The following is a 25951-nucleotide window of genomic DNA, read 5'->3' on the forward strand; positions in this document are numbered from 1 at the left end:
AGTGGCGATTTCGATCAAACTCAAAAAACGTTGGGATGTTTATCCTACTTTGCAAGACGTGGTTGCGGCTACTAAAAACCTTAGCGTATCGCCTTTTGGGCTTACAGAAGAGGGCTTGCAGGATTTTCGCGGGATTAAGCTCATAGGCGAAAGAGCGCAAGTTCCTTTGCGAGAAGGATATATGTGGGAAAACGTATCCAAACCACTCCATACTTCTTTGTCTTATGCCGACTTTTCAGGCTCGGTGTGGCAGTATTTTGCCATCGAAGAAACGCAGGATTTTACCCCTGTGATTAACCACGTTATTTTTGATGAAAGCGTATTTGAACTGAGCGCCTATGCTATTTGCGGAAATGGCGCTACCTTTTTGTCGTGCAGTTTTGCCGGTTGCAAATACAAATGGGGAGATTTTATAGGGGCTACGCTAAAAGACTGTCGTTTTACCCAAATCAAAAAGAATGTTCGCTTAAAATTTAATCGCTGTAAATCGTTAGAAAACTGCCTGTTTAGCGGAGAAATCCACAAGGCGCTTTTTTGGCATTCTAGTCTAAAAAACTGCACCTTTGAGGGGACGCTATACGACTGCTCTTTTTACGGGGTCGAAAAGATAACAGACCTGCGTAAAGGCGAGATTATCCCGCCTGAAAACGTAGATAACAGAATGGACGGCGTGGATTTTTCTAAGGCGGATATCATTATGTGTAACTTTTGGTCATTTTGTTATTTGGATAAAGTCAAACCCTCAAAAAACAATTGCGTATTTAAGCTAACCGATGAATTTTATAGCTGTTTGCTTTCCATTATAGAAAACAGCGATAGCCCTTTAAAAGAGGAGTTGATAAAAGAGGCAAAATCAGATTATGCTCCACATCCTACAACCCCCTATGAAGTAATACACCCTAAAGATTTTTTATATCCGGAAAAAGCAGAACTTACCCAAGCGCTCTACGATCTCGTCTGTGAGGCAGCGGAGGCTACGGGATGCAGGGTGAAGTAGCAGAGTCCGTAGACTAAGCGACTAGCAAATAAAAAATCTTAAACCGCTAAAATATCAAAAAGCAAACGGCGCGGGAGGGCTAAAATTTAGAACTAAAATAAACGTCGCCTTCCGCGGCGATTTTAAATTTTCCGCCGAATTTTGCCTTAAATATAATAGAAACGTAGGTTACATTACATTTAAAATAAATCAAAATAATAAATATATAAGAAATATATTGGTACAATTTCATATCAAATATTATTTTCAAGGAGCGACGATGAAGAAAATTTTACTTTTAGCGGCGATTTGCGGCAGCATTTTAGCAGAGCAAACCTACGAACTAAACGTACCTAACATGAACTGCGGCGGCTGCGCCAAGAAAATCGAAGATGCCGCAAAAAGCGTCAAAGGCGTAAAAAGAGTGAGTTTTGATCTAAAAAGCAAGGACGTAAATATCACCGCAGATAGCGGCGCCAACGTGATGGACGTCGTGCGCGCCATCCAAGCTAAAAAATACAAAGTCGGAATCAAAGAATGAAAAAGCTGGCTCTAGTTTTCGTGCTTAGCGCGGCGGCGTTTGCGGACAAGACGCTAGTTTACGAGATACCCAATATGTCCTGCGTAAGCTGCTACGAGGTCATCGTGCAGACTCTTGGCGAGCTAAAAGGCGTAAAAAATTTTGAGGTAAATTTAGAAGCCAAAACCGCTCAAATCATAGCTAAAGACGATTTGCCCCAAAACGCTGTCGTCGATGCACTCAAAAAGCAGGGCTATCAGGCGGTTTTAAAGTCTGAAAAATAATGCCCGAGCGGAATAAATTTAGCCCTTAGTGCAGTTTTTGGGTTTTTAGCAAAAGCGGCTTTGCGTAGTTTTTTAGACGGCGAATAAATTTAAGCGTTTTGTTTAAATTTATGGTTTAAACGCGCGTTTAAAAATAAAGCCTAATCGCTGCAAGGGCAAATCGCAGATAGCCGCCTTTTTACAAATTTGCGGCGTAAATTTAGCCGAATTTAGCAACCCTCAAAGCTAAAACGTAAAACGAGTAAAATTTATCGCCGCCTAAAATACGCGGTTTTGACGCAAACGCCCAAAACCGACGAATAAATTTAACGAAGGATAATTATGAAAAAAACGGCTAGCCTTTTGGTAGCGGCCGCGGCATTAAATTTGCCGCTTTCGCATTTGGCCGCGAGTCGCGACGCTAATCAAGGCTCTTTAAATTTAACCGCTTTAAAGGCGTTAAATTTAAGTACGCTAAACGCCTCGGAGGTCGTGCTAGATAAAGTCGAGGTCAGCGCCGACGCCAACGCTACGAAAGAACCCGGAAAACTAACGCGCGCGGATATGGATCTGATAACGTCTAAAAATCACGGCATAACCGATCTTTTAAAGGGCAATCCAAACGTCGCCTTTAGCGCGAAAAACGCCAAAAGCGTGCGCGCGGGCGAGCTGGCTCCGCAAGATATCAGCATAAACGGCGCGAGCTACTATCAAAATAACTTTACCCTAGACGGCGCAAGCATAAATAACGACCTAGACCCTAAAAAACGCACGTGGAATAACCACAACAATATCTGGAGCGACAGCACGATAGGCTCGCAAGCCATGAGCGTAGATACGGACTTGCTGGGTAGCGTCGAGGTGCTAGATAGCGCGGTCTCGGCTAGATACGGCGGCTTTCAAGGAGGCGCCGTAAACGCTAAAACCCGAGATCCCAAAAGCGGCTTTCACGGCGTGCTTAGCTACTCTTATACGGGCGGAGATTGGAGTAAAATTTATAAAGATGCCTCCGCCGCGCAAAGATACGACGACGGCGATCTAGCCGATATGAGCGACTTTAAAAAGCGCAGATATAGAGTCGGCGCCGAGGGATATTTGACGCAGAATTTCGGCCTTTTGCTAGACTACTCGAGGCACCGCTCCGTCATAGAAAACCACTACAACAAAAAACAGATAAATCAAAATTTATACTCGTTTCCAAACGACAGGCAGACTAATGATAATCTTTTCGTAAAAGGCGTTTGGGGCGTGAGCGATAAATTTACGCTAAAGCCGAGCTTTTTGTACTCCAGGCTAGATAACTACACCTCCGCCAAGCGCTACCTAGACTCCCAGCTCACGCTAAAATACGGCGGTTACGTCGCGACTCTCGAGGCGCAGGCTGATCTTGAGGGGGTATTTTTGGAGCAGACGCTTAGCTACTCCGCCTCGCAAAACAGCCGCGACTATGAGCATGATACCGAGTACTACGGCTACAAACCATCAAACGTCAAAAACTGGGGAACCAATCCTAGCCCGAATTTCGGCTCGGGCATAGGGGGACTAAACGATTTTGAGCAACGCCAAAATAAGCTGGCGTATAAATTCGACGCAAGCGTGAAGGAATTTGAGGCGTTTGGCGCATCGCATCTGGTGAAATCTGGCTTTGAGATAGCTAGACAAAGCGGCAGCTACGAGATACCGCGTACCCGCGTATCCTACGGTACGCCAAAGCCTTTGATGAGCGGAACATGCATCGCCGGCGATAAAACTTGCGTCATAGACGATAGCTTCGCATCCCAGGGCGCGGTCGGTCAATATCTATCAAAAAAAACCTACTACTACGCCGTAAAAACCAAGGCTACGCAAACCAATCTCGCCCTTTATCTCGAAGACGAGATGAAGTTTGGCGCGTTTAAATTTCGCCCCGGACTTCGCATCGAGCGAAACGGCGATAACAACGACGTAAATTTAGCTCCGAGGTTGCTAGCCGAGTATGAATTCGCGGATAAAAATTTCATAGGAATCGGGTTAAACCGCTACTACGGACGAAATTTTTTCGCGTATAAGATGTATAACGGCGTGTACAGGATGTATGAGACTTGCGAGAGAAGCTCCTACGGCGGGGCGTATACGTGCGGCGGACTGGCTAATAACCGCCGTCCCATCAGGGAGTTAAAGACGCCTTACGATGATGAATTTAGCGCGTATTATCGCGGCGACATCGGCAACGCGAGGCTAAATCTCAAATACGTAAGACGCCAAGGCCGCGACGAAGTAGCGATGAAATACGTAAGAGAGCCGCTACCTGGCTACGGAAACGGGTATTATATATTTACCAACGAGGGGCAAAGTAAGCGCGACATCGTAACCTTAAGCGCGGCAAACATTGCTCCGATCGAAATTTGGGGCGTAAAAAACGATTTTGAGGGCTCGCTAAGCTTTACGAAGCAAAGCAGGAGCTTTGAGGATTATGAAGACGACGAGATGAACGACGACGTCTCGTATAACGGCAAAATCATCAAAAAAAGCGAACTACCGGTCGTTGATTACCATGTGCCCTTTTCGGCTAAATTTCGCCACTCGGCTAAATTTAGCGGCTTTAGCGTTTCAAATTTCATAAACTATACGAGCAAAACGGACGCGCTACTAGGCGGCTGGAATAGAACGCGCGGGATATACGTCTACGAGCGCCAAAAGCTGCCCGCATACGCGACTTGGGATATGCGCATAGGTTATGAAAGGCGGCTGGCCGGCGATTTTCGAGCGTTTGTAAATCTTGATATAAATAATCTTTTAAACAAAAAATTTATCGCCTCAAACGAGGGCAACTACTACGAGTACGGCCTTGGCCGCAACTTTTGGCTGGAAGCGGGTATGAAGTGGTGATTTACTAGGATTTATCCCTAATTTACCGCGCAAGACGCGGTAAAAGCGGGTTTGCGGCAAAAATTGCGAGCTTTAAAAGGCTAAAGCGCTTTGGTTTAGTTTTTATACGCGCCTTAAATTTGCGTCTTTTAGCTAGTTTTGGATTTTGCCTTACGGCGCAAAGTCGCAAATTTGCCGTTTGTGAGCGGCGTAAATCCGCGCTTTTGCCCTCTTGGCTTGCTAGTGGGCGTAAATTTATCTATCTGTAACGGGCAAAATCGGCAAAATAGCTAAAATTTGCATAAGGCGCGAGTGGTAATTTCCTTGCCTAAACGCAAAACGCGCGGGGTAGATTGGCGGCTCGGCGATTTTGCCGCTTAAAGTTAGTTTTACTCTTACTTCTTAAAGCTCTTAAACCGCGAGAAAATGCGGTTTGCGCTCTTTTTAGCTTGTTTAAAACGCTATTTTTTCTCTCGCGGCTTAAACGGCGCTAAATTTGCGATGATTTAGCCGTTAGGCCACTTAAAATCATACTCAAAAGATACGAATTTATTGCGCCAAAAGGCCGTGTCGCCCGTGCAGGCGAAATTTATAGGCTAGATTTTACCCGTCGCCCGGCAAGAGCTTGCGCCGAGCCGTTTTGCTTGCGCGTATCTGCTTTGATTTTTGTTTAAAATAAGGCCAACCGCCCGTAACGCAAAGCCAAAATCGTATTTTGCGTTTTTAAGCTTAAATTTAAGCGCAAAAATCGGCCGCGCGTCTTGACTTTGCGACAACTAGCCATATGTCCGAGATTTGCTCGCAAAGCTGCTTAAAAGCAAGCAAAATTTGGCATTTTGGTCGCAAACTCCGAGCGACCTAGCATCTAGCGCGGCAAAAACTCGTATAAATTTCCGGTTTCAGCGGTTTTTTGATATAATCAAAACAAAAGTTAAATCAAAGGAGTAAAATGTATATCGTCCTAGGCGTCCTCGCCGTTCTCGTGCTCATCGTTATTTCGACTTATAACTCGCTAATCGGCAAGCGAAACCAAGTCCTAAATATCAAATCAGGCGTCGATACGCAGTTAAAAAAGCGTTTTGACCTCATTCCGAATTTAGTCGCCACCGTCAAGCAGTATCTCACGCACGAGCGCCAACTGCTAGAAAACATCTCCGCGCTTAGAAGCGGCATCCAAAAGGCCGCGGGAGACGAGCAGAGATTTGCGCTAAACGGCGAGCTGTCAAATCTAATCTCAAAGTTAAACGTCGTCGTGGAGAATTATCCTGAACTAAAAGCAAACGAAAACGTAATGCACCTACAAAAAACGATAAATGATATCGAGGAGCAGATCTCCGCCGCGCGCCGCGCCTACAACGCCGCCGTGACCGACTATAACAACGCCGTGGAGATGTTTCCCTCAAACATCGTCGCTAGCTGGGCGAGGTTTAGCAAGGCGGCATTTTTCGAGGTGCCAAAGGGGCAAGACGATCCGCACGACGTGCATGAGCTTTTTAACCGCTAAATTTGCGCTCGCTTCGTCAAATTTGAGTTAAATTTGAGCGCTTTAACCGCGCTCTAAAATGCAAGCAGACTGGCTAAATTTGAACGCAAAAAGCGGCGCGGGCGGTAAATTTAAGCGGTAAATTCGGTTTGAATTAAAACGCGCGGCTTATAAACGGTGATCTTAAATTAATGCAGATCAAAGCAAATTTAAATGTAAAAGCCCAAGCGCGGGCTTAAAATAGCTAAATTTCGCAAAAACGGCGTTAAATCAAAATGGAGTAAAAATGGACGATCTGGTCTTGCTAGAGCTTGAGCGACAAAAGGTTTTACGCTCGCTTTTTAGGCTAAAGCTCGTTTGTTTTGTTCTCGCAGCGGGAGTAGGCTGGCTGTTTTACTATTTCTCGCGCGACGCGATACTCGGCGCGGTCGCGTTTTTAGTTTGCGGGGCTACGATTTATTATTTTTTCGAGAGCATTTTTACTGATAGCTTCACATTTAAATTTAAACGAAAAGTTATACGAAGCATCGTCGAAAGCTGCGGCCTAACCTACCACCCGGGCGGCTTTGTGGAAAATGATTATTTATATATGATTTATGATTTTGACATCGATAAATACTCGGGCAACGACCTGATTTTCGGGCAGATAGAGGGCGTGCGGGTCAAATTTAGCGACGTAGAGGCGATAAGCATCAAAGAGGACTGGCAGGGGAACAAGACTCATAGAGTGCTTTTTGCGGGGCTTTTGTTCGTGGCCGATTTTCCTAAACGCTTAAAGGCCGTCACTCAAATTTGTAGCGGGACGGATGAGTTTAAGGACTACGGCGGCAAGCGCGCGAGGATGGACGACGCGGAGTTTGAGCGGTATTTTAGAGTCTACGCAACCGATCAGATCGAGGCTAGATACGCGCTCACGCCAAGCTTGATGGAAAATTTAAAGCTGCTAAAAATGAGATTTCACCGCCCTATAAACATCGTGCTAACCGGGGATAAAATCTGTATGGCGATCCGCACGGGACGCGATAACTTCGAGCCAGATCTGCGCCGCCCGCTCGTTGGTAAGGGAGCGAATAGATTTTACAAAGACGAGATCGGCGGCTTTTTGCGTATCGTCGAGGAGCTGCGGCTAAACCTTAAAATTTGGGCGGATTAGAAAGCGCGGCGCTAAATTTGACGGGCGGCGTAACCCGCACCCTAAAAACCCAAACGAGCGTGCGAGACGAAAGTCACCGAGCGCGGCGGTAAAAACGAAAAAGGAGAGCGGATGAAGGGCGTAGCGATAAACGAAACGACGATAGTCGGCGATGATGGGAAATACTATAAATTTAGCTTTGAAGAGGTGCGCGCTGGGCGGCCGGGCGGTGGAGAGCGCGTGGCGTTTCGAGCCGACGGGGAGTTTGCCCGCGATGTATTTGTGGTGACGGACGAGGGCGAGCAGCGCGCCACGAAAGACGCCAGAAGCGAGGAGACGAAGGCGGCGCTAAAAGAGAGCGCGGCGTTTGGGCGGGCTAGGACGGCTGGCATAGCTTCCGGCGTCGCGCCTGCCGTTATCAAGCTTTACGCGTTTTTTATCGCGGACTACGCGGGGCTGAAGCTGCAAATCGCCGTCGCTCTAGCAGTCCTCGTAGGCGCGCTGCTAACCTATGCGGCGCTAGGCGGTATCGCGCGGCTTGCGGGTAGCGATGATCTGCACGTAAACTACGGCAAGGCGATGATAGCGATGTTTGTCGCCCAGGTCACGCAGACGCTGGCGTTTTATTTGGCGCAAACGGGTCATCCGCTAGCTAGACTCGTCGCCGTTATCGCGGTGCTTTTGCTAGTTTACGTGGCGGTAGTTTGGGCGAAGGTCTTTTTCGAGCTTGCTAGGCTAACTAGAAACGGGCTTTTTAAAACGTATATTTTCGTGTTTTTTATCGGGGAGCTGATGCAAGCAAGCGGGTATTTGTTTATATTTAGTTTTCTTTTTATCGTGGCGTCGTTTATTATCTACATTGTAGCGTGGGTCAAAACGGACAAGGTCGGCGAGGCAAATAAAGAAGGGCTTTTTATCTATTAGCCTAGCGCACTTGCTCTTGCGCGGTTTAGCTCGTTAAATTTAATACCGCCGTTTGCGCCTGCTAGCGCGTCATTTCTCGCTAGATTTTGAGAACGACTGCGGCGATGAGCTTTTAGAGAGCTTGCCTGTTTTGCGCCTAAGGGCTTTGGTTTTGGCCTTTCATGCGCGGTTTTATACGGCGGTTTTTGCGGGTAGGTAAAGTGGCTTGGCATCGCAGATTTGCTAGCGCTTTGGATTTGGCGCATTAGACTAACCGCTATTTTTGGACTAATTTGCGCAAAAATCTAACGGTGCCTAAAACAGGATTTTTAAGGGCGCAGACGAGTTTGGGCTAAAGCGTTTCTAAATTTCGGTACTAGCGGCGCAAGCGGAGGTAAATTTATAGCGCCGCATTTTTATCCTAACGCCTGCGGCGGTAAAAACGCGCAAAACTCATCGGCGGCGTGCCGTAAATGAAAATAGTATCTTAAATTTATTCCGATTTTTGCTGTTTTGCTTGCTAAAATTTAGCGAAACGGGCTTTGCTTTTCTATACTTTCAAATCAAAAATCGCCGTCTAAATCTTTATAGACGGCGCAAAATTTTTATGCTTTAGCTTTGATTTTACGGTATGATTAGCGCCTTTGTCCGGTAAAAGCCGCTGCTTCTAGGTTTGGCATAAATTTATCCAAAATCTTGCATTTATTATCAAAACGATGCTTGTAAAACAGTGCAAATAAAGATATAATGACTAACCAATCTAAACTAAAAGTAAAAACAATGAAAAAAATCGTTTTAGCTGTGGTCGTTGTCATTCTATGCTCTTTAAATTTGAGTGCCGGGAAACTGGAGGACAATATCAAAAAATGCGGCGGCGATGCGCAGGCTTATTTAAAAGCTGCTGAAAAATACTATGTTGCGGGGCAAAACCGATCCTAAAGAAATTGAACTTTTTCAAAAAGCTTGCACTTTATTGGCATATAAATACAAAAAAGCGGAGATATGGCGAATGCCAAAATATTTTATACAAAAGCTTGTGATCTAGGTGATCAAGCAGCTTGTACGATGAAGTAAATTTTTAAAAAGAGTAAAGCCTGATTTTGCGATCAGGCTTTTGTTATCTAAGCGGTTAAAATATACCGCCGATATGCGCCTAAATTCGCGTCAATCGTTTAAATTTAGGGCCGCATTTGACGCTAAATCGGCTTGTGGATTTAATTTAAAACCTGAGCTTTAATTAGGCAAATTTACCAAGCAAATCCGCGCTAAGAATGCCTAAAACTGCGGCTTACCGCCGTTTGCTTTGGCACCATTTACGAAGTCTATCGCGTATTTTTGGCACGCGGTTTTGTCCTTTTTCTCTAGGCACAGCGTTTCTAGCTGCTCGCTACTCATGCCCTTGTAGTCGGCCACGGTTTTATTCGTTCCGCCCATATAAAACCACGTGATTAAACCTAGAATTAACAAAATAAAAACTAGCCGCGCCATTTTTTCTCCTTTACAAATTTATTTTTAATGATACAACGGTGACGGTTAAATTTAGCTTGATTTTGCGTAAAATCCAAGCCAAGCGGCGGTTTTTAAATAATATCTGCATAAAATCGCATGTAGCCTTATGTCGCGGTTAGACCGGCGCCTGTCGTTCTTACGCTTAGCGGCACGGTTTGCAGCGCCTAAAATGACGATACGCTTTGCGCTAGCGATATGCCGAGCTTGCCGTTTAGGCGATTTTACCCGCCGACGCGACAAGGGCCGCTTTAGACTAATTTTCAAAGACGAGCTAAAATTTAGAGAGAAATTATTTAGATTTGGTTTTTGAAAGCTTGATTTAATGTTTACATACATTACGCTAAAATGCGCCGAAATTTTTATAAAAGGATAAAGATGAAAAAGATCTTTTTGGGCTTTGCGCTCTTTTCCGCGATCGCGGCTGCCGCGCTAAGCGAGACGATCGAGGTTTATAAAAGTCCCGAGTGCGGTTGCTGCGGCAAATGGGGCGAGGTAATGAAGCAAAACGGCTTTGAGGTAACCGAGCATAAAACAAACGAGATAATCGAAACGAAAAATAAATACGGCGTGCCGGCGGAGCTATACAGCTGTCATACCGGCATAGTCGGCGGCTACGCTATCGAGGGGCACGTGCCGGCGCAGGAGATAAAGGCGCTTTTGGCCGCTAAGCCAGAGGATGTCGTGGGTATCTCGGTGCCCGGCATGCCGCTGGGAAGTCCTGGTATGGAGCAGGGCGACGTCGTCGAAGACTACGACGTGATCGCGTTTAAAAAGGACGGCACGACCGAAATTTTTGCCAGCTACAAAAACGGCAAAAAGGTAAAATAATTTAGCGAAATCGGCGTAAATTCGGCTTATTTTTGCGCATTTGCGCCGAGTTTTTTCCGCATAAATTTTACTCGCGACGTCAATTTTGCAGTGCCAATTTTGCTCGGCTTTGTCCTTGCGGGAGATTGCTAAAATTCGCCGTTTTTTAAATTTTGCTTTTTTACGGGCGGCGTTTGACGGTTTGCGCATTTTTACCCTTTCGTTTTAAATTTTTATTATGAAACGAGCGCATTTACGGCGCTGAATTTATAAAATTTAGGCGGCTTTTTCGCTACCTTTTTACGGCGTCAAATTTAGCGACTCGGATGCCCGCGACCCGCGCAAATTTTTTTCTTCGCGCGACTTGCCGCGAGCGCCGCAAAGATTGAAAACGGTCGTTAAATCGGTATAGTTTTGTTAAATTTAATCCGCTCGCTAAATTTAGCCCAGATGAAAGAAAAAAGATACAAAATGGCGACCGATTTGCTTTTTTGGATTACGATTTCGGCTTGATCGTTTTTGAGCTAAAATTTACGGGTCGCAACCCGGACGGCAGGGCGATACTAGCGCTGGTTTTTTGCGGTAGCAGTCGCGATCCGGTCGCAGGCGCTGTTTGAGGGCGATAGGAAGCTTGCTGTTTGATTGTCGTTTTTGCCGCGATATCGGTTTGCGAGACCTTTTTTCTAAAAACGCCGCAAATCCCCGCAAAATCAAACTAAATTTAACTCCCTCGCGCTATATATTAAAGCTAAATTTATAAAGGAGCGGGCGGGGGCGCGAGCGATACTTATGCTATTTATTTTGCGGCTTCTTGCGCGGCTTTACATGGGTGGAACGATGAAAACGCCGACTACGAGGGGCTTGAGGCTTTGCGTCTTGAAAAAAAGGACAAAAAGACCTGCTAAAAAACGCGACCGACTTCGCAAACGGTGTGAAGGAAAACGGCGATAAAGCGCAGTTTTGGTGGTTTTTCGGGCGGATTTTACGTTCAAATTCGCCGCGGCGGTTCGGGCTTGCGATCTGGCAAAATGGCTAGCCCACAAGTCAAATTTGAGCTCAGATTTAGTTTCAAATTTAAATTTGCCGTAGATTAGATTTGCGGTCAAATTTGATGCCGCAAGCGCTAAAATCGCCGTGCCAAAGCCGCCCGATCTTGGCTCAAATTTTAAAATTTACAGCGAGCCGATTTGCTTTTAGAGCTCAAACTGGGCGCTGCCGGCAAAGCCTTAAAACTAATCTAAATTTAACTCCTTTATCAAATTTAAGAATTTAAGCCCCAATAACGTAGGCGGCGCAAATTTAAACTATTTCAAATTTGGCTCGCATTTTTGCGGTGCGGGTCTAGGCGCGTCAAATTTGGACTTAAATTTAAATAATTTTCGCAAATTTAGACCAAAGGTCGCATAAAATAAGCAATATTTGTATTACAAGTTTAGCGCGGAAGTTAAATTTGCGCTCAAATTTAAACGGAAAGCAGGGTGCGCAAGAGGCTAAAAGCGCCAAAACGCGGCAAAATAGCCTCTGCGGCTATCGCCCACGCTGCGGGCGGTAAAAATGCGCTTTCAGTTTAAAATTCCCGATTTTTTGCTATAATCGCCGCGTTTCATTTTAATTTTTTAAGGATTTTAATTGCACCCCAGTAGCGCCGACTCGCTTTTTATGATCGCTCTCGCGTTTTTCTTCGTATTTTTAAACGCCTTTTTCGTCTTATCCGAATTTTCCATCGTCAAAGTCCGCAAGACTCGCCTAGAAGAGCTTGTCAAGGACAAAGTCCCAAACGCCAAAATCGCGCTTGATATGTCAAACAACCTCGATACCTACCTCTCCGCCACGCAGCTAGGCATCACGCTAAGCTCGCTAGCTCTTGGCTGGATCGGCGAGCCTGCGGTTGCTAGACTGATCGAGGAACCGCTAAAAACATACTTTAATCTAAACGATATCTTAGTCCACACCGTCTCGTTTGCGATCGCGTTTACGCTGATCACGCTCATGCACGTGGTGCTAGGCGAGCTGGTGCCAAAGTCCGTCGCCATCGCAAAATCAGAAAAAGCAGTCCTTGCCATCGCGCGTCCGCTACATGTATTTTGGGTGGTTTTCTCGCCGCTTATCAAGACTTTTGATTTTCTAGCCGGCGTTTCGCTTAAAATTTTAGGCATCAAGCCAGCCAAAGAGAGCGAGCTAGCCCACTCCGAAGAGGAGATAAAAATCATCGTAGGCGAGAGCCTAAAAGGCGGCGTTTTAGATAGCTTTGAGACCGAGATCATCAAAAATGCGGTCGATTTCTCCGACACGGTCGCTAAAGAGATCATGACTCCGCGCCGCGATATGGTCTGCATAAACAAGCAAAAGAGCTACGAAGAAAACATCAAAGTTATCTTTGAGTCCAAATACACGCGCTACCCCTACATCGACGGCAGCAAGGATGCGATACTGGGCATGATCCATATCAGAGATATCTTGCAAATCGATCTGGGTAACAAAAAGCGCGAATTTGACAGCATCGTGCGTAAATTCGTCATCGTGCCCGAAAACCTCTCGATATCTAAAATCCTCGTGATGATGAACAAGCAGCAAATCTCCGCCGCTCTCGTCGTGGACGAATACGGCGGCACGGCGGGGCTGCTCACGATGGAAGACATAATGGAAGAGATCCTGGGCGACTTTAACGACGAGCACGACGACGCCGACCCGCACTATAAAAAGATCAATGAAAATATCTACGAGTTTCAGGGGCGCTTTGATTTAGAGAGCGTCGAGGAGCTGATGGGGATAAGCTTTGCCGACGAGACCGAGGAGCTAACGATCGGCGGATACGTCTTTAATCTCATCGGTCGCTTGCCTGTCGTAGGCGACAAGATCGAGGACGAAAACTGCTACTACGAGGTTCGCAAGATGGACGGTGCTAGCATCTCTAGCGTCAAAGTGCGCAGAAAAATCGAAGAAAAAGAGGACGAGGACTGAGTAAATTTACGCCTTGCTTTTGCGGGTGGGGCGTAAATTCGGTTTTAAATTTGAGGCGCGGAAATGGCGTCTTAAATTTAACGACTCTAAATTTAAAAACGTTGCCTCACTTGCGAAATCGGCTCAAATTTAAGCCGTTTCGTCAAATTTTAGTTTGCGGCATTTGCGCTAAATTTATCGCCGTTTGGCCGAGTCTTGCGGCGTTGCCGTTAATTTTTTGCAGAAAGCATAAATTTAAATTTGCCTTGCTAAATTTCAGCCGATTTTTCTCTCAGACTCTCTCAAAATCCGCAAATTTAATCTAACTTTTTAGCTTATTTTGATAAACTTCACGAAATTTAATAAAATATAAAATTTAAATTCTACATTTTGAAATTTATAAAACAAATTTAACACAGGAGGACAGATGAGAGTAGTTCAAGCAGAAACGATCTCCAAAACCGTAAGCGAGCTTTGCAAGCAGGCCTGTTACGTCGTGACGCCCGATATGAGAGCGGCTTTTGAAAAAGCTAGAAAAAACGAGAGCTCGCCTATAGGCAAAGACATCCTAGGCAAGGTGCTCCAAAATGCCGATCTAGCCCAAAAGGGCATCGCGCCGATCTGCCAAGACACGGGCATGGCGGTCGTGTTCGTCGATCTCGGACAAGACGTACATATCGAGGGCGGATTTTTGGAAGACGCGATAAACGAGGGCGTAAAAGACGGCTACGTGGGCGGCTACCTGCGCAAATCAGTCGTAAACGACCCGATCTTTGAGCGTAAAAACACGACCAATAACACCCCCGCCGTCATAAACGTAAGGATAGTAAGGGGCGATAAAATCCATATAAAAGTGGCTCCAAAAGGCTTTGGTAGCGAGAACAAATCGGCTCTAAAGATGCTAGTACCCGCAGACGGCCTAGAGGGCGTGAAAAAGGTATTTCTAGATGCCGTTAAGCTAGCGGGTCCAAACGCCTGTCCTCCGATGGTGATTGGCGTAGGCATAGGTGGCACGATGGATAAGGCCGCGCTAATGGCAAAATACGCAGCCGCTCGCGACGCAGACAGCAAAAACCCAGACCCTAGGTACGCCAAACTAGAAGAGGAGCTGCTAGAGCTCGCCTGTAAAACGGGCGTCGGACCGCAAGGTCTAGGCGGCGACACGACCGCGGTAAAAGTAAACATCGAGTGGTATCCGACCCACATTGCGGGCCTGCCGGTAGCTATCAACATCAACTGCCACGCCGCTCGCCACGCCGAAGCTGAAATTTAAGGAGAAAAGATGTCAGAAGTAAAAAAGATAACCGCGCCGTTTGACAAAGAGGTCGTAAAAAGCCTAAAAGCCGGCGATAACGTACTAATAAGCGGTACTATAATCGCAGCCCGCGACGCCGCGCACAAGGCGCTAACCGAGACTTTGGCTCGCGGCGAGGCCTTGCCCGTAAATTTAGCCGGCGAGACGATCTACTACCTAGGACCGAGCCCCGCAAAACCGGGCGACGTAATAGGCGCTGCGGGACCGACTACTAGCGGACGCATGGACAAATACACTCCGACGATGATAAACGAAGTAGGCATCAACGGCATGATCGGCAAAGGATATCGTAGCGACGCCGTCGTCGAAGCGATGAAAAAATCAGGCTGCGTCTATATGGTCGCTATCGGGGGTGCGGGCGCACTAATCAGCCAAAGTATCAAAAAGTACGAAGTGCTAGCCTACCCAGAGCTTGGCCCTGAGGCGGTCGCGAGGCTTACGGTTGAGGATTTCCCGGCTATCGTAGCGATAGATAGCGAGGGCAATAACTTCTACGAAGTCGGACAGGCTCCGTATAAAAAAATATAAAAATTTTAATCGGTTGCGTCATCGTGCGTGACCGATTTTTAGGCCTTGAGCCTAACATACATATTTTTGTTATTTGACGGATCTTTGCCATTTTCTCTCATATTATATTCAAAAATATCTGGATTTTTTTCTATAAAATCGTTAAAAGATTTGTATCTTATTTTAGGATGAATTGTTTGATAATCTAAGCCCTCATCTTTTATTTTTTTACCAAGAGTGGATGCAGGTAGCCAGCCATCCTCTGATTTTTCAAATATTTTGCACAAGTGTTCTGAGAAATCTATTGGTAATGATGGATTGACTCGTTCTGTTGGTCTATTATCTTTGCTGTCTTCAAGAGGAATAAATTTATTGCAAGCTTTCCTTAGGGCTTCTGGAGTTTGGCTATTGCCAGCTATATAGACCTTTTTGTTGTACTCCCTTAACACCATTGCCAGCGGAGTAAAGTCGCTATCGCTAGATACTATGCAAAAACCGTCATATAAATTAGAAGCAAGCATTAGCATTGCCTGTATGGTAAGAGTTATATCTGTCGTATTTTTACCCTTGCGATATTGTGGTGTTTGTATCATATTTATGGCATTTTCTGTACAAAATTTTTTCCAACCTTGTTTTGAATTTTGTATCGTGAAATCTCCGTATGCCCTCTTTAGGGTTATTTCTCCATATTTTTCTAGCTCGTTTAATACTTTACTTATACTGTCGTAAGGCACATTATCCGAGTCGATCAATACAGCCAAACGCGATATAGATGTATCCATGGCTTTTGTCATTAATGGGATAATACTGGAAATGGCGTCTTGAGCTTCGTTTATGTTTAACTCATCCACTTGCAACTCCTTGTTTAAAATTTAAAAAATTATACGCAAGAAAAGTTTTAATATGAATAAAAAGTATGAATACTTTATATGCGATTGCGGATTTTGGATCGAGTGTATATTTTATAAAATTTAAGTGACATGCAGTAAAATTTGATGCTAAATTTGAGTGAAATTTTATAAAAATTCAGAACTCAAATTTAGCTGTGAAAGTTGGCGACTAAAGCCAGGTCGAGCCTCACTCCGTAGTGCTGTTTATGTAGCTGTTTTCGGAGATCTGCGTCCAGACCCTAGCCTTTTTCATAAAGGCCTTTTGCGAGTCCAAAATCTCCTTAAATGTCGCGTCTTTGGCTGAGAGCTCGTCTAGGATCTCGTCCGTGGCTTTGCGTAGCGCGGCGATGATTTCCGGCGGAAACGAGACGATTTTTACGTCCGGGTGCTCGCTTTTGATTTTATCAAGGACCAGCGAGTTTTGATAGACCGCCGACTCGTAGACGTCGGCTGCTACGGCCTTAGTCGCGGTTTCTACGATGGCTTGGAGGTCGGCGGGTAGCTTGTCCCAGAGCTTTTTGTTGATGTAGAATTCATTTTCGCTCGCGGGCTCCTGCCAGCCGGTGTAGTAAAATTTAGCCACCTTTTGAAAGCCGAAATTTATATCGATCGCGGGGCAAACCCACTCGACGGCGTCGATCGTGTTCATCTCCATAGCCATGTATAGCTCGCCGATCGGGACGGTGTTGATGCTAGCTCCCAGTTTTGCCATTATCTCGCCGCCAAGCCCCGCCATGCGCAGTTTTAGTCCCTTTAGATCGTCCGTGCTCTTGATCTCTTTTTTAAACCAGCCGCCCATCTGCATGCCGAAATTTCCGCCGTGAAAGGTCACGATGCCCTGCTCGCCAAAAACCTTTTGCGCGAGCTCCTTGCCACCGCCGTACGCGTACCATGCGTCTTGCTCGGCCTTGTTCATACCAAAAGGCACGGTCGTAAAGAGCATGAGCTTGGCGTCCTTGCCCTTATAAAAGTAGCTCGCGGTGAAAGCCGCGTCGTACTGGGCGCTTTTGACCATATCAAGCAGCGCAAACGCCGCCTTGTGCTTGGACGGATAGTCGACGCGAACCTCGATACGGCCGTCGCTCATCTTTTCTACGAGCTCTTTAAATTTCTTTGGTGCGTCGCCTAGTACGGGCACGTTGCTCTCGTAGGTGGAGGCGAGCTTGATCTTGTATTTTTCCGCAGCCTGCGCGCTAAACGCCATCGCTATGCACAGAGCCATCGCTGAAAATAGTTTCATTTTTTCTCCTTTTGGTTTTAAATTTACCGATTATAGAGCTTTGTATTATATTTTCTGATTAATTTTGAAATTTAAGTTACAAAAATCTATACAAAGTGAGTAAAAACGTAAATAAATTTATAAAATGTTACGGAATTTAAATTTTACTATTTGCGGATAAATTTGACGGTCGCTGCCGTTAAAACGGCGATGTCTAGGCTAGGGCTTGACAAATTTTATCTAAGCCGTCGGCAAATCGGCCTGCGAACAAGGCTTAAGACCTGCAGGCCGCCAGACGCGACGAATCAAAATCGACGGTTTAATTTACCCGTGCCTTTTGGATAAAATAATGCAAACTCGCGGTAAAAATATACGCTAGCGCGCTCTTGGGCTAAATTTTGACGATTTAGTGTGCCGTAAATGCTAAATCAAAGTAGCGCCGCTTGCGTTTACGGCGGTAATTTGCAGGCAAAATTTACCGCAACGCTTCGGTAAATCGTCCTATGTTTTAGGCCGCTTGCGCCGTTGCCGAGTAAATTTAGCGACGGTTTGTACTTGTAAGCGTTTTTCCTAAATTTAGGCAAATTTAGTTTAGGCGGTAACAAAATTTAAGTGTAGGATTTAGCAAGACGGCTTTTGATAAATTTGCCAGGCGAAATTTGTAAAATTTAAGCTTCAAAACGCACTTGAGGCCTAAATTTAAACCGCCGAAAGCGGCAAGTCGAAAAACGGATGGTATCAAAAATTCGGCAAGATAAATCTTCGTTAGGGCGCGCTTGGCTAGAGTATCTTGTGCGAGGCTTACCGTTAGCTTTGGTTTGCGCGAGGTCTGCCACAAAGTTTTGGCAAAAGTCTACGATTTCGCGCCTGCCGGTATAAATTTATAGATTAAATTACCGCGGCGCTTTGGATGAATCTTGCTCGTCTTGCCGTCAAATCCGCGCTTTGCGGCAAAAAATTTACTAAATTTAGCCGCGATTTTAGCCGAATTTAAAAGAGCGTAAAAAAATTTAAAGTCGGTAAATTTAAATTTCGGTCTTGAGGTGGGACGCGTCTTTGATCTCGTCATCGCAAATCTCGCAAAAGCGCGTCAGCAGCGAAAATAGTTTTTCGGTATTTTTCTCGCCGAGCCTAGCAAACACCCGCTCGCCCAGCTCATCGCTAGCGCGCACGATAGGGCCTGCCGCCTAGCACCCCTTTTGCGTGAGGCTCATCGCGCGCTCCCTTTTATCAGCGCTTTGCTCGCTTGGCTGCACTAGCCCTTTTTGGCGAAAATCCTTGCAAACGTTAAAAACCGTTTGCTTTGGTATGGCCCACTCCTCGCTGATCTTTTTTTGCGTCGAGCAGCCGTCTTTTGCTAGCGTGTAAAGCACCGCAAATTCGCTGTAGCTAAGCCCCGTTTTAGCGATCAGCGCGTCTATGCGCTCGTTAATCTCGCTGATTTTTTTGCCTAGGTCGTCAAAGTTATACATCGTTTTCCTTTTTTATTTTGGGCGAATTTTAGTAAAATCCCAAAATATTTTCAAGGTTTTAGGATTGACTTTTAGTCCTAAATTTTGCTAATATGATAAATTTTAAGACTAATTCCAAGGAAAAATTTTATGAAATTCGGCAAAATTTTAAAAGCGTATTTTTTATCGTTTGCGCTGGTTTTGACCGCGCAACAAACGGCGGCGGCTCAGGAAAATAAATCGGCGCAAGAAAATAAATCGGAGCAAAAAACGCCACCGCAAAACAAGCAAACGGCTCAAGCGGGCGTAAAAGACGGCGATGCTAGCGAAACAAACGTCGGCCAAGACGGCGGAAATTCGGACGCTAGGCAAAATCAAAACGACGAAGCCATAAAACTCACGGTCGTCTCGCCCAAGGTCGCAAAATTTAGTCCAAAGCTAAATTTGCACGGCGAGCTAGTTGCTAGAGACGATGTTGCCGTGGGCTCGGCGCTGCAAGGCCAACAAATCGCCCAGGTCTTAGCCGAAGTGGGCGAAAACGTGCAAAAGGGGCAAATTTTAGCCCTGCTAGATAATGCTGGCGTAAAAGCGAAATTTGACCAGCAAACCGCCGCGCTTGAGGCCGCAAAGCAAAATTTAAACTCCGCCAAGGCCTCTTTTAGCGAGGCTAGCTCCGCGCTAAAGCGAGCTAAAGACCTAGCCGCAAAAAAGGCGATCAGCTCGCAGGAACTCGAACAAGCAAACGCGAAAGAAGCAAGCGCCAGAGCGAATCTAAACTCCGTAAAAGCCCAAATTTCGCAGATAGACGCGCAGATCGCAGAGGCTAAAGATCAGCTCGGCAAAGCTAGCGTGATAGCGCCCGTTAGCGGCGTCGTGACGGCCAAAAAAGCCCAGATCGGCGCGCTAACTAGCGGTGAGGCTTTGTTTAACATCGCAAAAGACGGCGTCATCGAGCTATCTGCGGACGCGGACGCCAAGGAGCTTGCGCAGATAAAAGTCGATATGAGCGCGCAGGCTCAAATTTACGGCGTAAAAGAGGCCGTAAACGGCAAGGTGCGGCTGGTGCCCGTGAGCGTGGATACGAGCTCGCGCCTAGGCAAGGTCAAAATTTCGCTAGACGGCGGGGCTAAATTTATCGGTTCGTATGCCAAAGCCGTCATCGACCTGCCCGAATTTAGCGCGTTAGCGCTACCTGCGCAGGCGGTTTCGTTTACGGAGGCGGGCGCGTTTGCGACGCTAATAAAAGACGGCAAGGCGCAGAAGCGAAAAATCCAAATCGGACTTAGAGCAAACGGGTTAGTGCAGGTGATAGCAGGCGTTAGCGAGGACGATGAGGTCGCGCTAAAAGCCGCCGCGCTTGTAAACGACGGCGAAGCGGCGCAAAGGGGCACGGAGTGAAAATTTCGTCTTGGGCGATCCGTCATCCTATCCCTATTATCGTGCTTTTTATCGCGCTTAGTTTAGGCGGCGTAGCGTCGTTTTTGCGCCTACCGATAAACGCAAACCCAAACGTAAATTTTCCTATCGTTAGCGTCACGGTCACGCAGACCGGCGCGTCGCCTACTCAGCTAGAAAGCTCGACTACTAGGCGCATAGAAGACGCCGTGAGCGGGCTGGCGGACGTGAGGCACGTTAGCTCTACGATCTCCGAGGGTAGCTCGGCTACGACGGTGGAGTTTGCCATCGAGACGGACGTCGATAGGGCCGTAAACGACGTGCGAAACGCTATCTCGCAGATCAGAGACGAACTACCCGCCGGCATCGATACGCCGCTAGTAGAGCGCGTGGACGTCGAGGGCGGGGCGCTCGCGTTTTATTCGGTAGGAAGCGTAAATTTAGACCAAAGCGAGATATCGCACCTGATAGATAACGAGATAAAAAGGCGGCTGCTAGCGATCCCGGGCGTGCAACAAGTAAAGCGCCTAGGCGGCGTTACGCGCGAGATTAGGGTGCTTTTAGACCCAGCCGCGCTTAGCTCGCTAAGGATAGATGCGGCTTATATTAACAAGCAGCTCGCGCAAAATAACGCCGATTTGCCCGCGGGCAGGACCGTTTTAGACGGCGCGGAAAACAGCCTGCGCGTAACGGGCGGCGCAAAGAGTATCGAGGAGCTAGCAGGTACCCCCATCCGACTAGAGGGCGGCGGTAGCGTCCGTCTGGGCGACATCGCTCGCGTAGAGGACTCGCACGCCGAGGTTAGGTCGCGCTCTAGGATGGACGGGCTGGAGACGGCGGGATTTAGCGTATCTCGCTCAAAAGGCGCCAGCGACACGGTCGTGATGCAAAAGATCGAGGAGGAGCTGGCTAAATTTACCGCAGAGCATGCAGAAGTAAAGATAGATGAGATATACACCTCGGCGAACGAGACTAAGCAAAGCTACGACCAAACGATCTGGATGCTAGCCGAGGGCGCGATACTGACGGTTTTGGTCGTGTTTGTTTTCTTGCGAGACGCGAGAGCGACGCTGGTGGCGGCTATATCGCTGCCTCTTTCGATCCTGCCGACGTTTGCAGCGCTTTATCTGCTGGACTACACGCTAAACGGCATCACCTTGCTAGCTTTAATGCTAGTTATCGGCATACTCGTGGATGACGCGATCGTGGAGATAGAAAATATCAAAAAGCACCTAGCTCTAGGCAAACGCCCGTACCAAGCCGCCATAGACGCGGCTGATGATATCGGCTTTGCGGTGGTTGCCATTACGCTAACGATAGTGGCGATATTTTTGCCCGTTAGTTTTATCGGCGGGGGCATCGGGCAGTACTTTAGGCAGTTTGGCATAACCGTCGCGGCGGCGGTTTTGGCTTCGCTTTTAGTAGCGCGTTTAGCCACTCCGCTGCTAGCAGCCTACGTCCTAAAACCCGAGGCCAAAGAGGAGCGCGAAGCGAGCAAGCTAAAGGCGGCCTACCTAAATTTGCTAAATTTTACGCTAGATCACCGTAAATTTACGCTTTTTATCGGCTTTTTGCTGCTGCTGGGATCTTTTGCGTTAATTCCGCTTTTGCCGACGGGATTTTTGCCTCAAAGCGACTCGGGCAGAAGCAGCGTAAATATCACGCTAGCTCCCGGTTCTACGCTAGAGCAGACCGATGAGAGACTGATAAATTTAACCCGCGTCGTTAAGCAAAATCCGGCCGTGCAGTCCGTTTTTGCTATAGCCGGAGGCGGCGGCGAAACGCACAAGGGCGAGCTGCTAATCACGCTAAAACCGCACAAGCAGCGCGCCGTTACGCAAAAGCGGTTTGAAGACGAGCTGCGGGCGGAGCTGGCTAAATTTAGCGATATGAGATTTGCCTTCGCTAACGATATGGCCGCGCGCGATATCTCGGTAATCCTAACCGGCGAGGACGCGGACGCGCTCTCTAAAACCGCCGCGCTGATAAAATCCCAAATGAGCTACGTGGCGGGCGCGAAAAACGCTCAAGTAAACGAGCCTTTGCAAAAGCCCGAAATCCGCGTAAATTTAATCAAAAAAGAGGCCGCAAGGCTGGGCGTGAGCCACCAAGCCGTAGCCGAGGCTCTGCGTATCGCTACCGTGGGCGACACGGACGCGGCGTCGGCGAAATTTGACCTGCCGGATCGCCAAGTGCCTATCCGCGTGAGCCTAGAGGAGGGCGCTAGAAATGATCTTGAAGTTTTGCGTAAAATTTACGTCCAAAGCTCGACAGGGACGGCCGTGCCGCTCTCTAGCGTGGCAGAAGTTTCGTATTCGCAGGGTGCGGCTAGCATAGAGAGGTTTGATAAACGTCGTAAGATCGCGCTCGAGGCCGATTTGCAGCCCGGATTTACCGTAGGCGAGGTTTTGGAGCAAATTTACGCGCTGCCTGCGATGAAAAATTTGCCCCCAGGTATCGTCTCGCCCGAGTACGGCGATAGCGAGTATATGAGCGAGATGTTTGAGCAGTTCGGTATCGCGCTGGGCTTTGGCGTAACGATGTTTTTGCTGGTTTTGGTCGTGCTTTTTCGCGATTTTTTGCAGCCCGCTACGATATTTATCGCGCTTCCGCTTTCTATCGGCGGCGCGGCGGGCGGGTTGTTGCTTTACGGCGGGGCGCTTGATCTATCCGCCGTCATCGGCATCTTGATGCTCATGGCTATCGTGGGTAAAAACTCTATCTTGCTCGTTGATTTCGTCATCGAAAAGCGTTTGCGCGGAAGCGGCGTTAGGCAGGCTTTGCTAAGCTCGGGTGCGGAGAGGGCGCGGCCTATCGTGATGACTACGATAGCGATGATCGCCGGCATGGCGCCTGCGGTGTTTGCTAGCGGCTCTGGCGCGGAGTTTCGCGCGACGATGTCGGTAGCCGTGATTTGCGGACTGGCCGTTTCTACGCTGCTTAGCCTCGTTTTCGTGCCGACTGTTTATTCTATCGTGGACGATGCGAAAACGTTTCTTGGCAAGCGTCTTTCTAAACTCACGTCCGTAACCCAGCAAGATAAGCAAAACGCGGCAGGATAGGAAGCTCGTTAAATTTGACGCGTAAATTTATCGCTTTTTTCCGCGCGGATTAAATTTGAGCCTGGGTTTACGGCCGAATTTGGCTAAATTTGCAAACCAAAAAGCCTAAATTTAAGCTGTTTAATAATACCCCAGACACATCGTTTCGGTTAGCTTTATGCGCTTTTCAAGCGGTTCGGGCGAGAAAAACGAGCACTTTTCTATGTAAATTCTATAGCCGTAGTCAAGTCCGAAATCGTCGTAAAATTTCTTTAAATTTATAAATTTTATCCCGCAAATTTCGCGTAGATCAAAAAGCGGATAGAGCTTGGAGCCGTTTTTGGCGACTAGATGCGATGGCGCTAGCGTCGTAAACGAGCAAAACGCCGACGTGAGCGTTAGACCTGCTAGGTCGCTGCAGCGCGCGGCCGCCTCGCAAAATCGCGCGGGGATGTTTTTTTTATGCAGAAAAACGATTCGCGAGTTTTCAAATTTAGCGCAGATCGCGCCGCTCCAAAACAGATACGCGTTGCCCGAGATTTCGGCGTTTTTCGCAAATTCGCAGCCTAAAACGTAATCGTCTAAAAACTCGTTTGGAGCAAGGGTGATTTTCATATTTTTAGCGCCTTTTTACGGGAAATTATAGCTAAATTTGCAAATTCGGCGCTAAACTGCTAATATTCGCGAAATTTTTTACAAAGGACGAAAATGAAAAAGGTTATCTCTACAAAAGATGCCCCGCAAGCGATTGGACCGTATTCGCAAGCGATCGCGGCTAACGGATTTTTGTTTATTTCCGGGCAGTTAGGCGTGACTCCTAGCGGCGAATTTGCGGGCTCGGACGTAAAATCGCAGGCGCAAAGATCGCTTCAAAATTTGCAAGCGATTTTGAGCGAAGCGGGGCTCGGCTTTGAAAACGTAGTAAAAACGACGATTTTTCTAGCCGATATCGCGGACTTTGCGGCGGTAAACGAAATTTACGCCGAATTTTTTAACGAGCCCTATCCCGCTCGCAGCACGGTTGCGGTAAAAACGCTGCCAAAGGGCGGTTTGGTCGAGATCGAGCTTATCGCGGCGACGAAGTAAAATTTAAAATAAAGGAAAAAAATGAAAAAGGTTATATTTGCGCTTGCGGTCGTTTTGATTGCGGTTTTTGGCGTCGCGTTTTACGGCTCGTCTAAGGCCAAAGAGTCCTACGATAGGGGCGTGGCTAGGCTAACGGGCGAAACTTTGAGCTTGCCGTTTGTCGACCTAAAGGCAAACGTGACGCAAAACGAGTACGACAAGGGGCTCTTTAGTTCGCGCGCGACGCTTACGTTTGAGCTAACCGACGGCAAAGATCCGGTAAAATTTGAGGCTAAAACCACGCTAAAACACGGATTTGCCGAGATTTTTAGCGGATTTAAGGCGCACAGCGATATCAAGGCTCTAACGCCCGAAGCCGCCGCCGAAGCTAAAAAGATATTCGGCACGGACGAGTTTTTGAGCGCCGACGTGCTAATAAATTTAGATAAAACCCGCGACGTAACGCTAAATTTGGCCGAGATCAAAGTAGACGAGAGAAATTCGGACCTTGTTATCTCAAAGCCTTTTGCAAAAGCCCAGATCAAAGAAAACAAGATAAAATCCCTAGAAATCGGCGTCGGCAAGATTGACGGCGGCGATAAGGACGACTCGGGCAAGTTTGCGATGGAAAACGCATCCATGCTCATCGAGCTTAGCGATTTTAAGAGCTTTAGCGATCTGGTTTCGTTCGTAAATTTGCAAACCGCCTACGAAAATATATCTAAAGTAGGAATAAAGGTCGGCAAAATGAGCTTTAGCAACGCTAGAAGCTATGATTTTCCAAAAGCCGTTAGGATAACCGATATGGCGTTTTTGGCGCAGATTAAGCAAAATGCGAACGCAAATTTGCTCGATACGATGACGGAGGCTAACCTGGGCGCGCTAGAAATAGACGGCAAGAAAATCCTAACTCATCTAAACGCCGCTATGAACGAAAGAAACGTAAACAAGCTTGCTATGGCGATGTATCTTAACGATCCTAAAGAATCGGCGGTTTATAAAATTTTAATGAGCGAAAACTACGTGCTGGAGCTTAAGAATTTTAGCTTTAAAAATCCGGGCGGCAAGGAGATCAAATTTAGCGCCGTAGCCGACGCGTCGGGACTGGGCGTCAAAAGCAAAACGCTAGAAAACGACGCGGACGTGGAAACGGCGCTAAAGGCGGTTAAATTTGACGGCGAGCTAAAAGTGCAAGCCGCGTCTATAACGGAGTTTTTAAGCGAATATAAAGGGATAATGCCGGATAGGGATTTTAATGAAATGATTAACGGTATTAAGCCTTTTGAGGAGCGCATAAATTCGCTTTTTGCTAAAGATGGCGGGTATATGATCGCGAAATTTAAGCACGACGTAGGTAGCGATGATCTGCTGATAAACGATAAAATTTCGCTTAAAGAATTTATAATTAACCTGGCGGTAAATTAAACCGTAGCAAAGGCAAGGGCGTAAAACTGCGCACTTGCTTTTATTTTCATTCAAATTTTAATACCGCCCAAAAATCTTTTCCTAATTTTTTTAAATTCGCAATATTATCTAAGCTATTTTTAAGCCTCCTACTTGTATAATTCCAGCTCACGAATTGAGAAACCACCTTTAACTTTCACGTTAATAAAGCCTTTTCTTTTAATATCGTAAGTTTTAATTTTAAGTTAAATAAACTATTCTCTAATTTTTGAGGATATTTAATT

24 protein-coding genes are annotated in these 25951 nt (G+C 46.9%); 17 read left to right on the plus strand and 7 right to left on the minus strand.

The annotated features are described in order from the left end of the window. Position 1 precedes the first annotated feature (1 nt). From Q0218_RS10335 to Q0218_RS10365, 7 genes are all read left to right on the plus strand, one after another. Positions 2–997, plus strand: coding sequence for a pentapeptide repeat-containing protein (locus tag Q0218_RS10335; protein ID WP_297969325.1), 996 nt, complete (start codon positions 2–4; stop codon positions 995–997). A 259-nt stretch (positions 998–1256) separates the two neighbouring features. Then, positions 1257–1517 carry a heavy metal-associated domain-containing protein gene (locus tag Q0218_RS10340; RefSeq protein ID WP_297969327.1) on the plus strand — a complete coding sequence of 87 codons (261 nt, stop codon included), beginning with the start codon at positions 1257–1259 and terminating at the stop codon, positions 1515–1517. Beyond that, positions 1514–1780 (plus strand): heavy metal-associated domain-containing protein, encoded by a 267-nt coding sequence (locus Q0218_RS10345; protein WP_297969328.1) that lies wholly within the window; start codon positions 1514–1516, stop codon positions 1778–1780. Before Q0218_RS10340 ends, Q0218_RS10345 begins: the two co-directional genes overlap by 4 nt. 321 nt (positions 1781–2101) lie before the next feature. Continuing rightward, positions 2102–4627, plus strand: coding sequence for a TonB-dependent receptor plug domain-containing protein (locus Q0218_RS10350; protein ID WP_297969330.1), 2526 nt, complete (start codon positions 2102–2104; stop codon positions 4625–4627). 928 nt (positions 4628–5555) lie between these two features. Next, complete coding sequence (locus Q0218_RS10355) at positions 5556–6110, plus strand: LemA family protein (RefSeq protein WP_297969332.1); 555 nt, start codon at positions 5556–5558, stop codon at positions 6108–6110. A 265-nt stretch (positions 6111–6375) separates the two neighbouring features. Beyond that, positions 6376–7242, plus strand: a complete 867-nt coding sequence (locus Q0218_RS10360) for a DUF3137 domain-containing protein (protein ID WP_297969334.1) — start codon at positions 6376–6378, stop codon at positions 7240–7242. Positions 7243–7353: 111 nt separating this feature from the next. After that, positions 7354–8145: a hypothetical protein gene (locus Q0218_RS10365; protein ID WP_297969336.1), complete on the plus strand. Its 792-nt coding sequence runs from the start codon at positions 7354–7356 to the stop codon at positions 8143–8145. Here Q0218_RS10365 and Q0218_RS10370 read toward each other — a convergent pair. Continuing rightward, positions 8142–8390 (minus strand): hypothetical protein, encoded by a 249-nt coding sequence (locus Q0218_RS10370; RefSeq protein ID WP_297969338.1) that lies wholly within the window; start codon positions 8388–8390, stop codon positions 8142–8144. The genes Q0218_RS10365 and Q0218_RS10370 overlap by 4 nt on opposite strands. Before the next feature lie 514 nt (positions 8391–8904). Here Q0218_RS10370 and Q0218_RS10375 point away from each other — a divergent pair. Beyond that, complete coding sequence (locus Q0218_RS10375; RefSeq protein ID WP_297969340.1) at positions 8905–9063, plus strand: hypothetical protein; 159 nt, start codon at positions 8905–8907, stop codon at positions 9061–9063. A gap of 336 nt (positions 9064–9399) precedes the next feature. Here Q0218_RS10375 and Q0218_RS10380 read toward each other — a convergent pair whose 3' ends face one another. After that, positions 9400–9612 (minus strand): hypothetical protein, encoded by a 213-nt coding sequence (locus Q0218_RS10380; protein ID WP_295140971.1) that lies wholly within the window; start codon positions 9610–9612, stop codon positions 9400–9402. 396 nt (positions 9613–10008) lie between these two features. Between Q0218_RS10380 and Q0218_RS10385 the strand changes: the two genes are divergently transcribed. From Q0218_RS10385 to Q0218_RS10405, 5 genes are all read left to right on the plus strand, one after another. After that, positions 10009–10461, plus strand: a complete 453-nt coding sequence (locus Q0218_RS10385; RefSeq protein ID WP_297969342.1) for a DUF411 domain-containing protein — start codon at positions 10009–10011, stop codon at positions 10459–10461. Between the two features lie 470 nt (positions 10462–10931). Then, positions 10932–11057 (plus strand): hypothetical protein, encoded by a 126-nt coding sequence (locus Q0218_RS10390; protein WP_297969344.1) that lies wholly within the window; start codon positions 10932–10934, stop codon positions 11055–11057. A gap of 1012 nt (positions 11058–12069) precedes the next feature. Then, positions 12070–13401, plus strand: coding sequence for a hemolysin family protein (locus tag Q0218_RS10395; RefSeq protein WP_297969346.1), 1332 nt, complete (start codon positions 12070–12072; stop codon positions 13399–13401). 406 nt (positions 13402–13807) lie between these two features. Beyond that, positions 13808–14653: a fumarate hydratase gene (locus Q0218_RS10400; RefSeq protein ID WP_297969348.1), complete on the plus strand. Its 846-nt coding sequence runs from the start codon at positions 13808–13810 to the stop codon at positions 14651–14653. A gap of 9 nt (positions 14654–14662) precedes the next feature. Continuing rightward, positions 14663–15223 carry a Fe-S-containing hydro-lyase gene (locus Q0218_RS10405; protein ID WP_122862386.1) on the plus strand — a complete coding sequence of 187 codons (561 nt, stop codon included), beginning with the start codon at positions 14663–14665 and terminating at the stop codon, positions 15221–15223. A 38-nt stretch (positions 15224–15261) separates the two neighbouring features. Here the strand turns inward: Q0218_RS10405 and Q0218_RS10410 are convergent, their stop codons facing one another. The 4 genes from Q0218_RS10410 to Q0218_RS10425 form a co-directional block, all read right to left on the minus strand. Further along, complete coding sequence (locus tag Q0218_RS10410) at positions 15262–16053, minus strand: NYN domain-containing protein (protein WP_297969349.1); 792 nt, start codon at positions 16051–16053, stop codon at positions 15262–15264. A 226-nt stretch (positions 16054–16279) separates the two neighbouring features. Further along, positions 16280–17332: a TRAP transporter substrate-binding protein DctP gene (gene dctP, locus Q0218_RS10415; protein WP_297969350.1), complete on the minus strand. Its 1053-nt coding sequence runs from the start codon at positions 17330–17332 to the stop codon at positions 16280–16282. 1004 nt (positions 17333–18336) lie between these two features. Next, positions 18337–18483: a hypothetical protein gene (locus tag Q0218_RS10420; RefSeq protein ID WP_297969352.1), complete on the minus strand. Its 147-nt coding sequence runs from the start codon at positions 18481–18483 to the stop codon at positions 18337–18339. Between the two features lie 15 nt (positions 18484–18498). Beyond that, positions 18499–18783: a helix-turn-helix domain-containing protein gene (locus Q0218_RS10425; protein ID WP_297969354.1), complete on the minus strand. Its 285-nt coding sequence runs from the start codon at positions 18781–18783 to the stop codon at positions 18499–18501. A gap of 129 nt (positions 18784–18912) precedes the next feature. On the opposite strand from Q0218_RS10425, the gene Q0218_RS10430 reads away from it, so the two are divergent. Both Q0218_RS10430 and Q0218_RS10435 read left to right on the plus strand, forming a co-directional pair. After that, a complete protein-coding gene (locus tag Q0218_RS10430) occupies positions 18913–20160 on the plus strand; it encodes an efflux RND transporter periplasmic adaptor subunit (RefSeq protein ID WP_297969356.1) in 1248 nt (415 codons plus the stop codon). After that, positions 20157–23219: an efflux RND transporter permease subunit gene (locus tag Q0218_RS10435; protein WP_297969358.1), complete on the plus strand. Its 3063-nt coding sequence runs from the start codon at positions 20157–20159 to the stop codon at positions 23217–23219. The genes Q0218_RS10430 and Q0218_RS10435 overlap by 4 nt, the downstream gene beginning before the upstream one ends. Positions 23220–23339: 120 nt before the next feature. Here the strand turns inward: Q0218_RS10435 and Q0218_RS10440 are convergent, their stop codons facing one another. Then, positions 23340–23813, minus strand: a complete 474-nt coding sequence (locus Q0218_RS10440) for a cysteine permease (RefSeq protein WP_297969360.1) — start codon at positions 23811–23813, stop codon at positions 23340–23342. Positions 23814–23906: 93 nt separating this feature from the next. Here Q0218_RS10440 and Q0218_RS10445 point away from each other — a divergent pair, with 93 nt between their 5' ends. Continuing rightward, complete coding sequence (locus tag Q0218_RS10445; protein WP_297969362.1) at positions 23907–24284, plus strand: RidA family protein; 378 nt, start codon at positions 23907–23909, stop codon at positions 24282–24284. 21 nt (positions 24285–24305) lie between these two features. Continuing rightward, entirely contained in the window at positions 24306–25688 is a 1383-nt protein-coding gene (locus Q0218_RS10450; RefSeq protein WP_297969364.1) for a DUF945 family protein, read from the plus strand. Positions 25689–25951: the final 263 nt, after the last annotated feature.

It is taken from the genome of uncultured Campylobacter sp. (genome assembly GCF_938039245.1).
Lineage (GTDB): Bacteria > Campylobacterota > Campylobacteria > Campylobacterales > Campylobacteraceae > Campylobacter_A.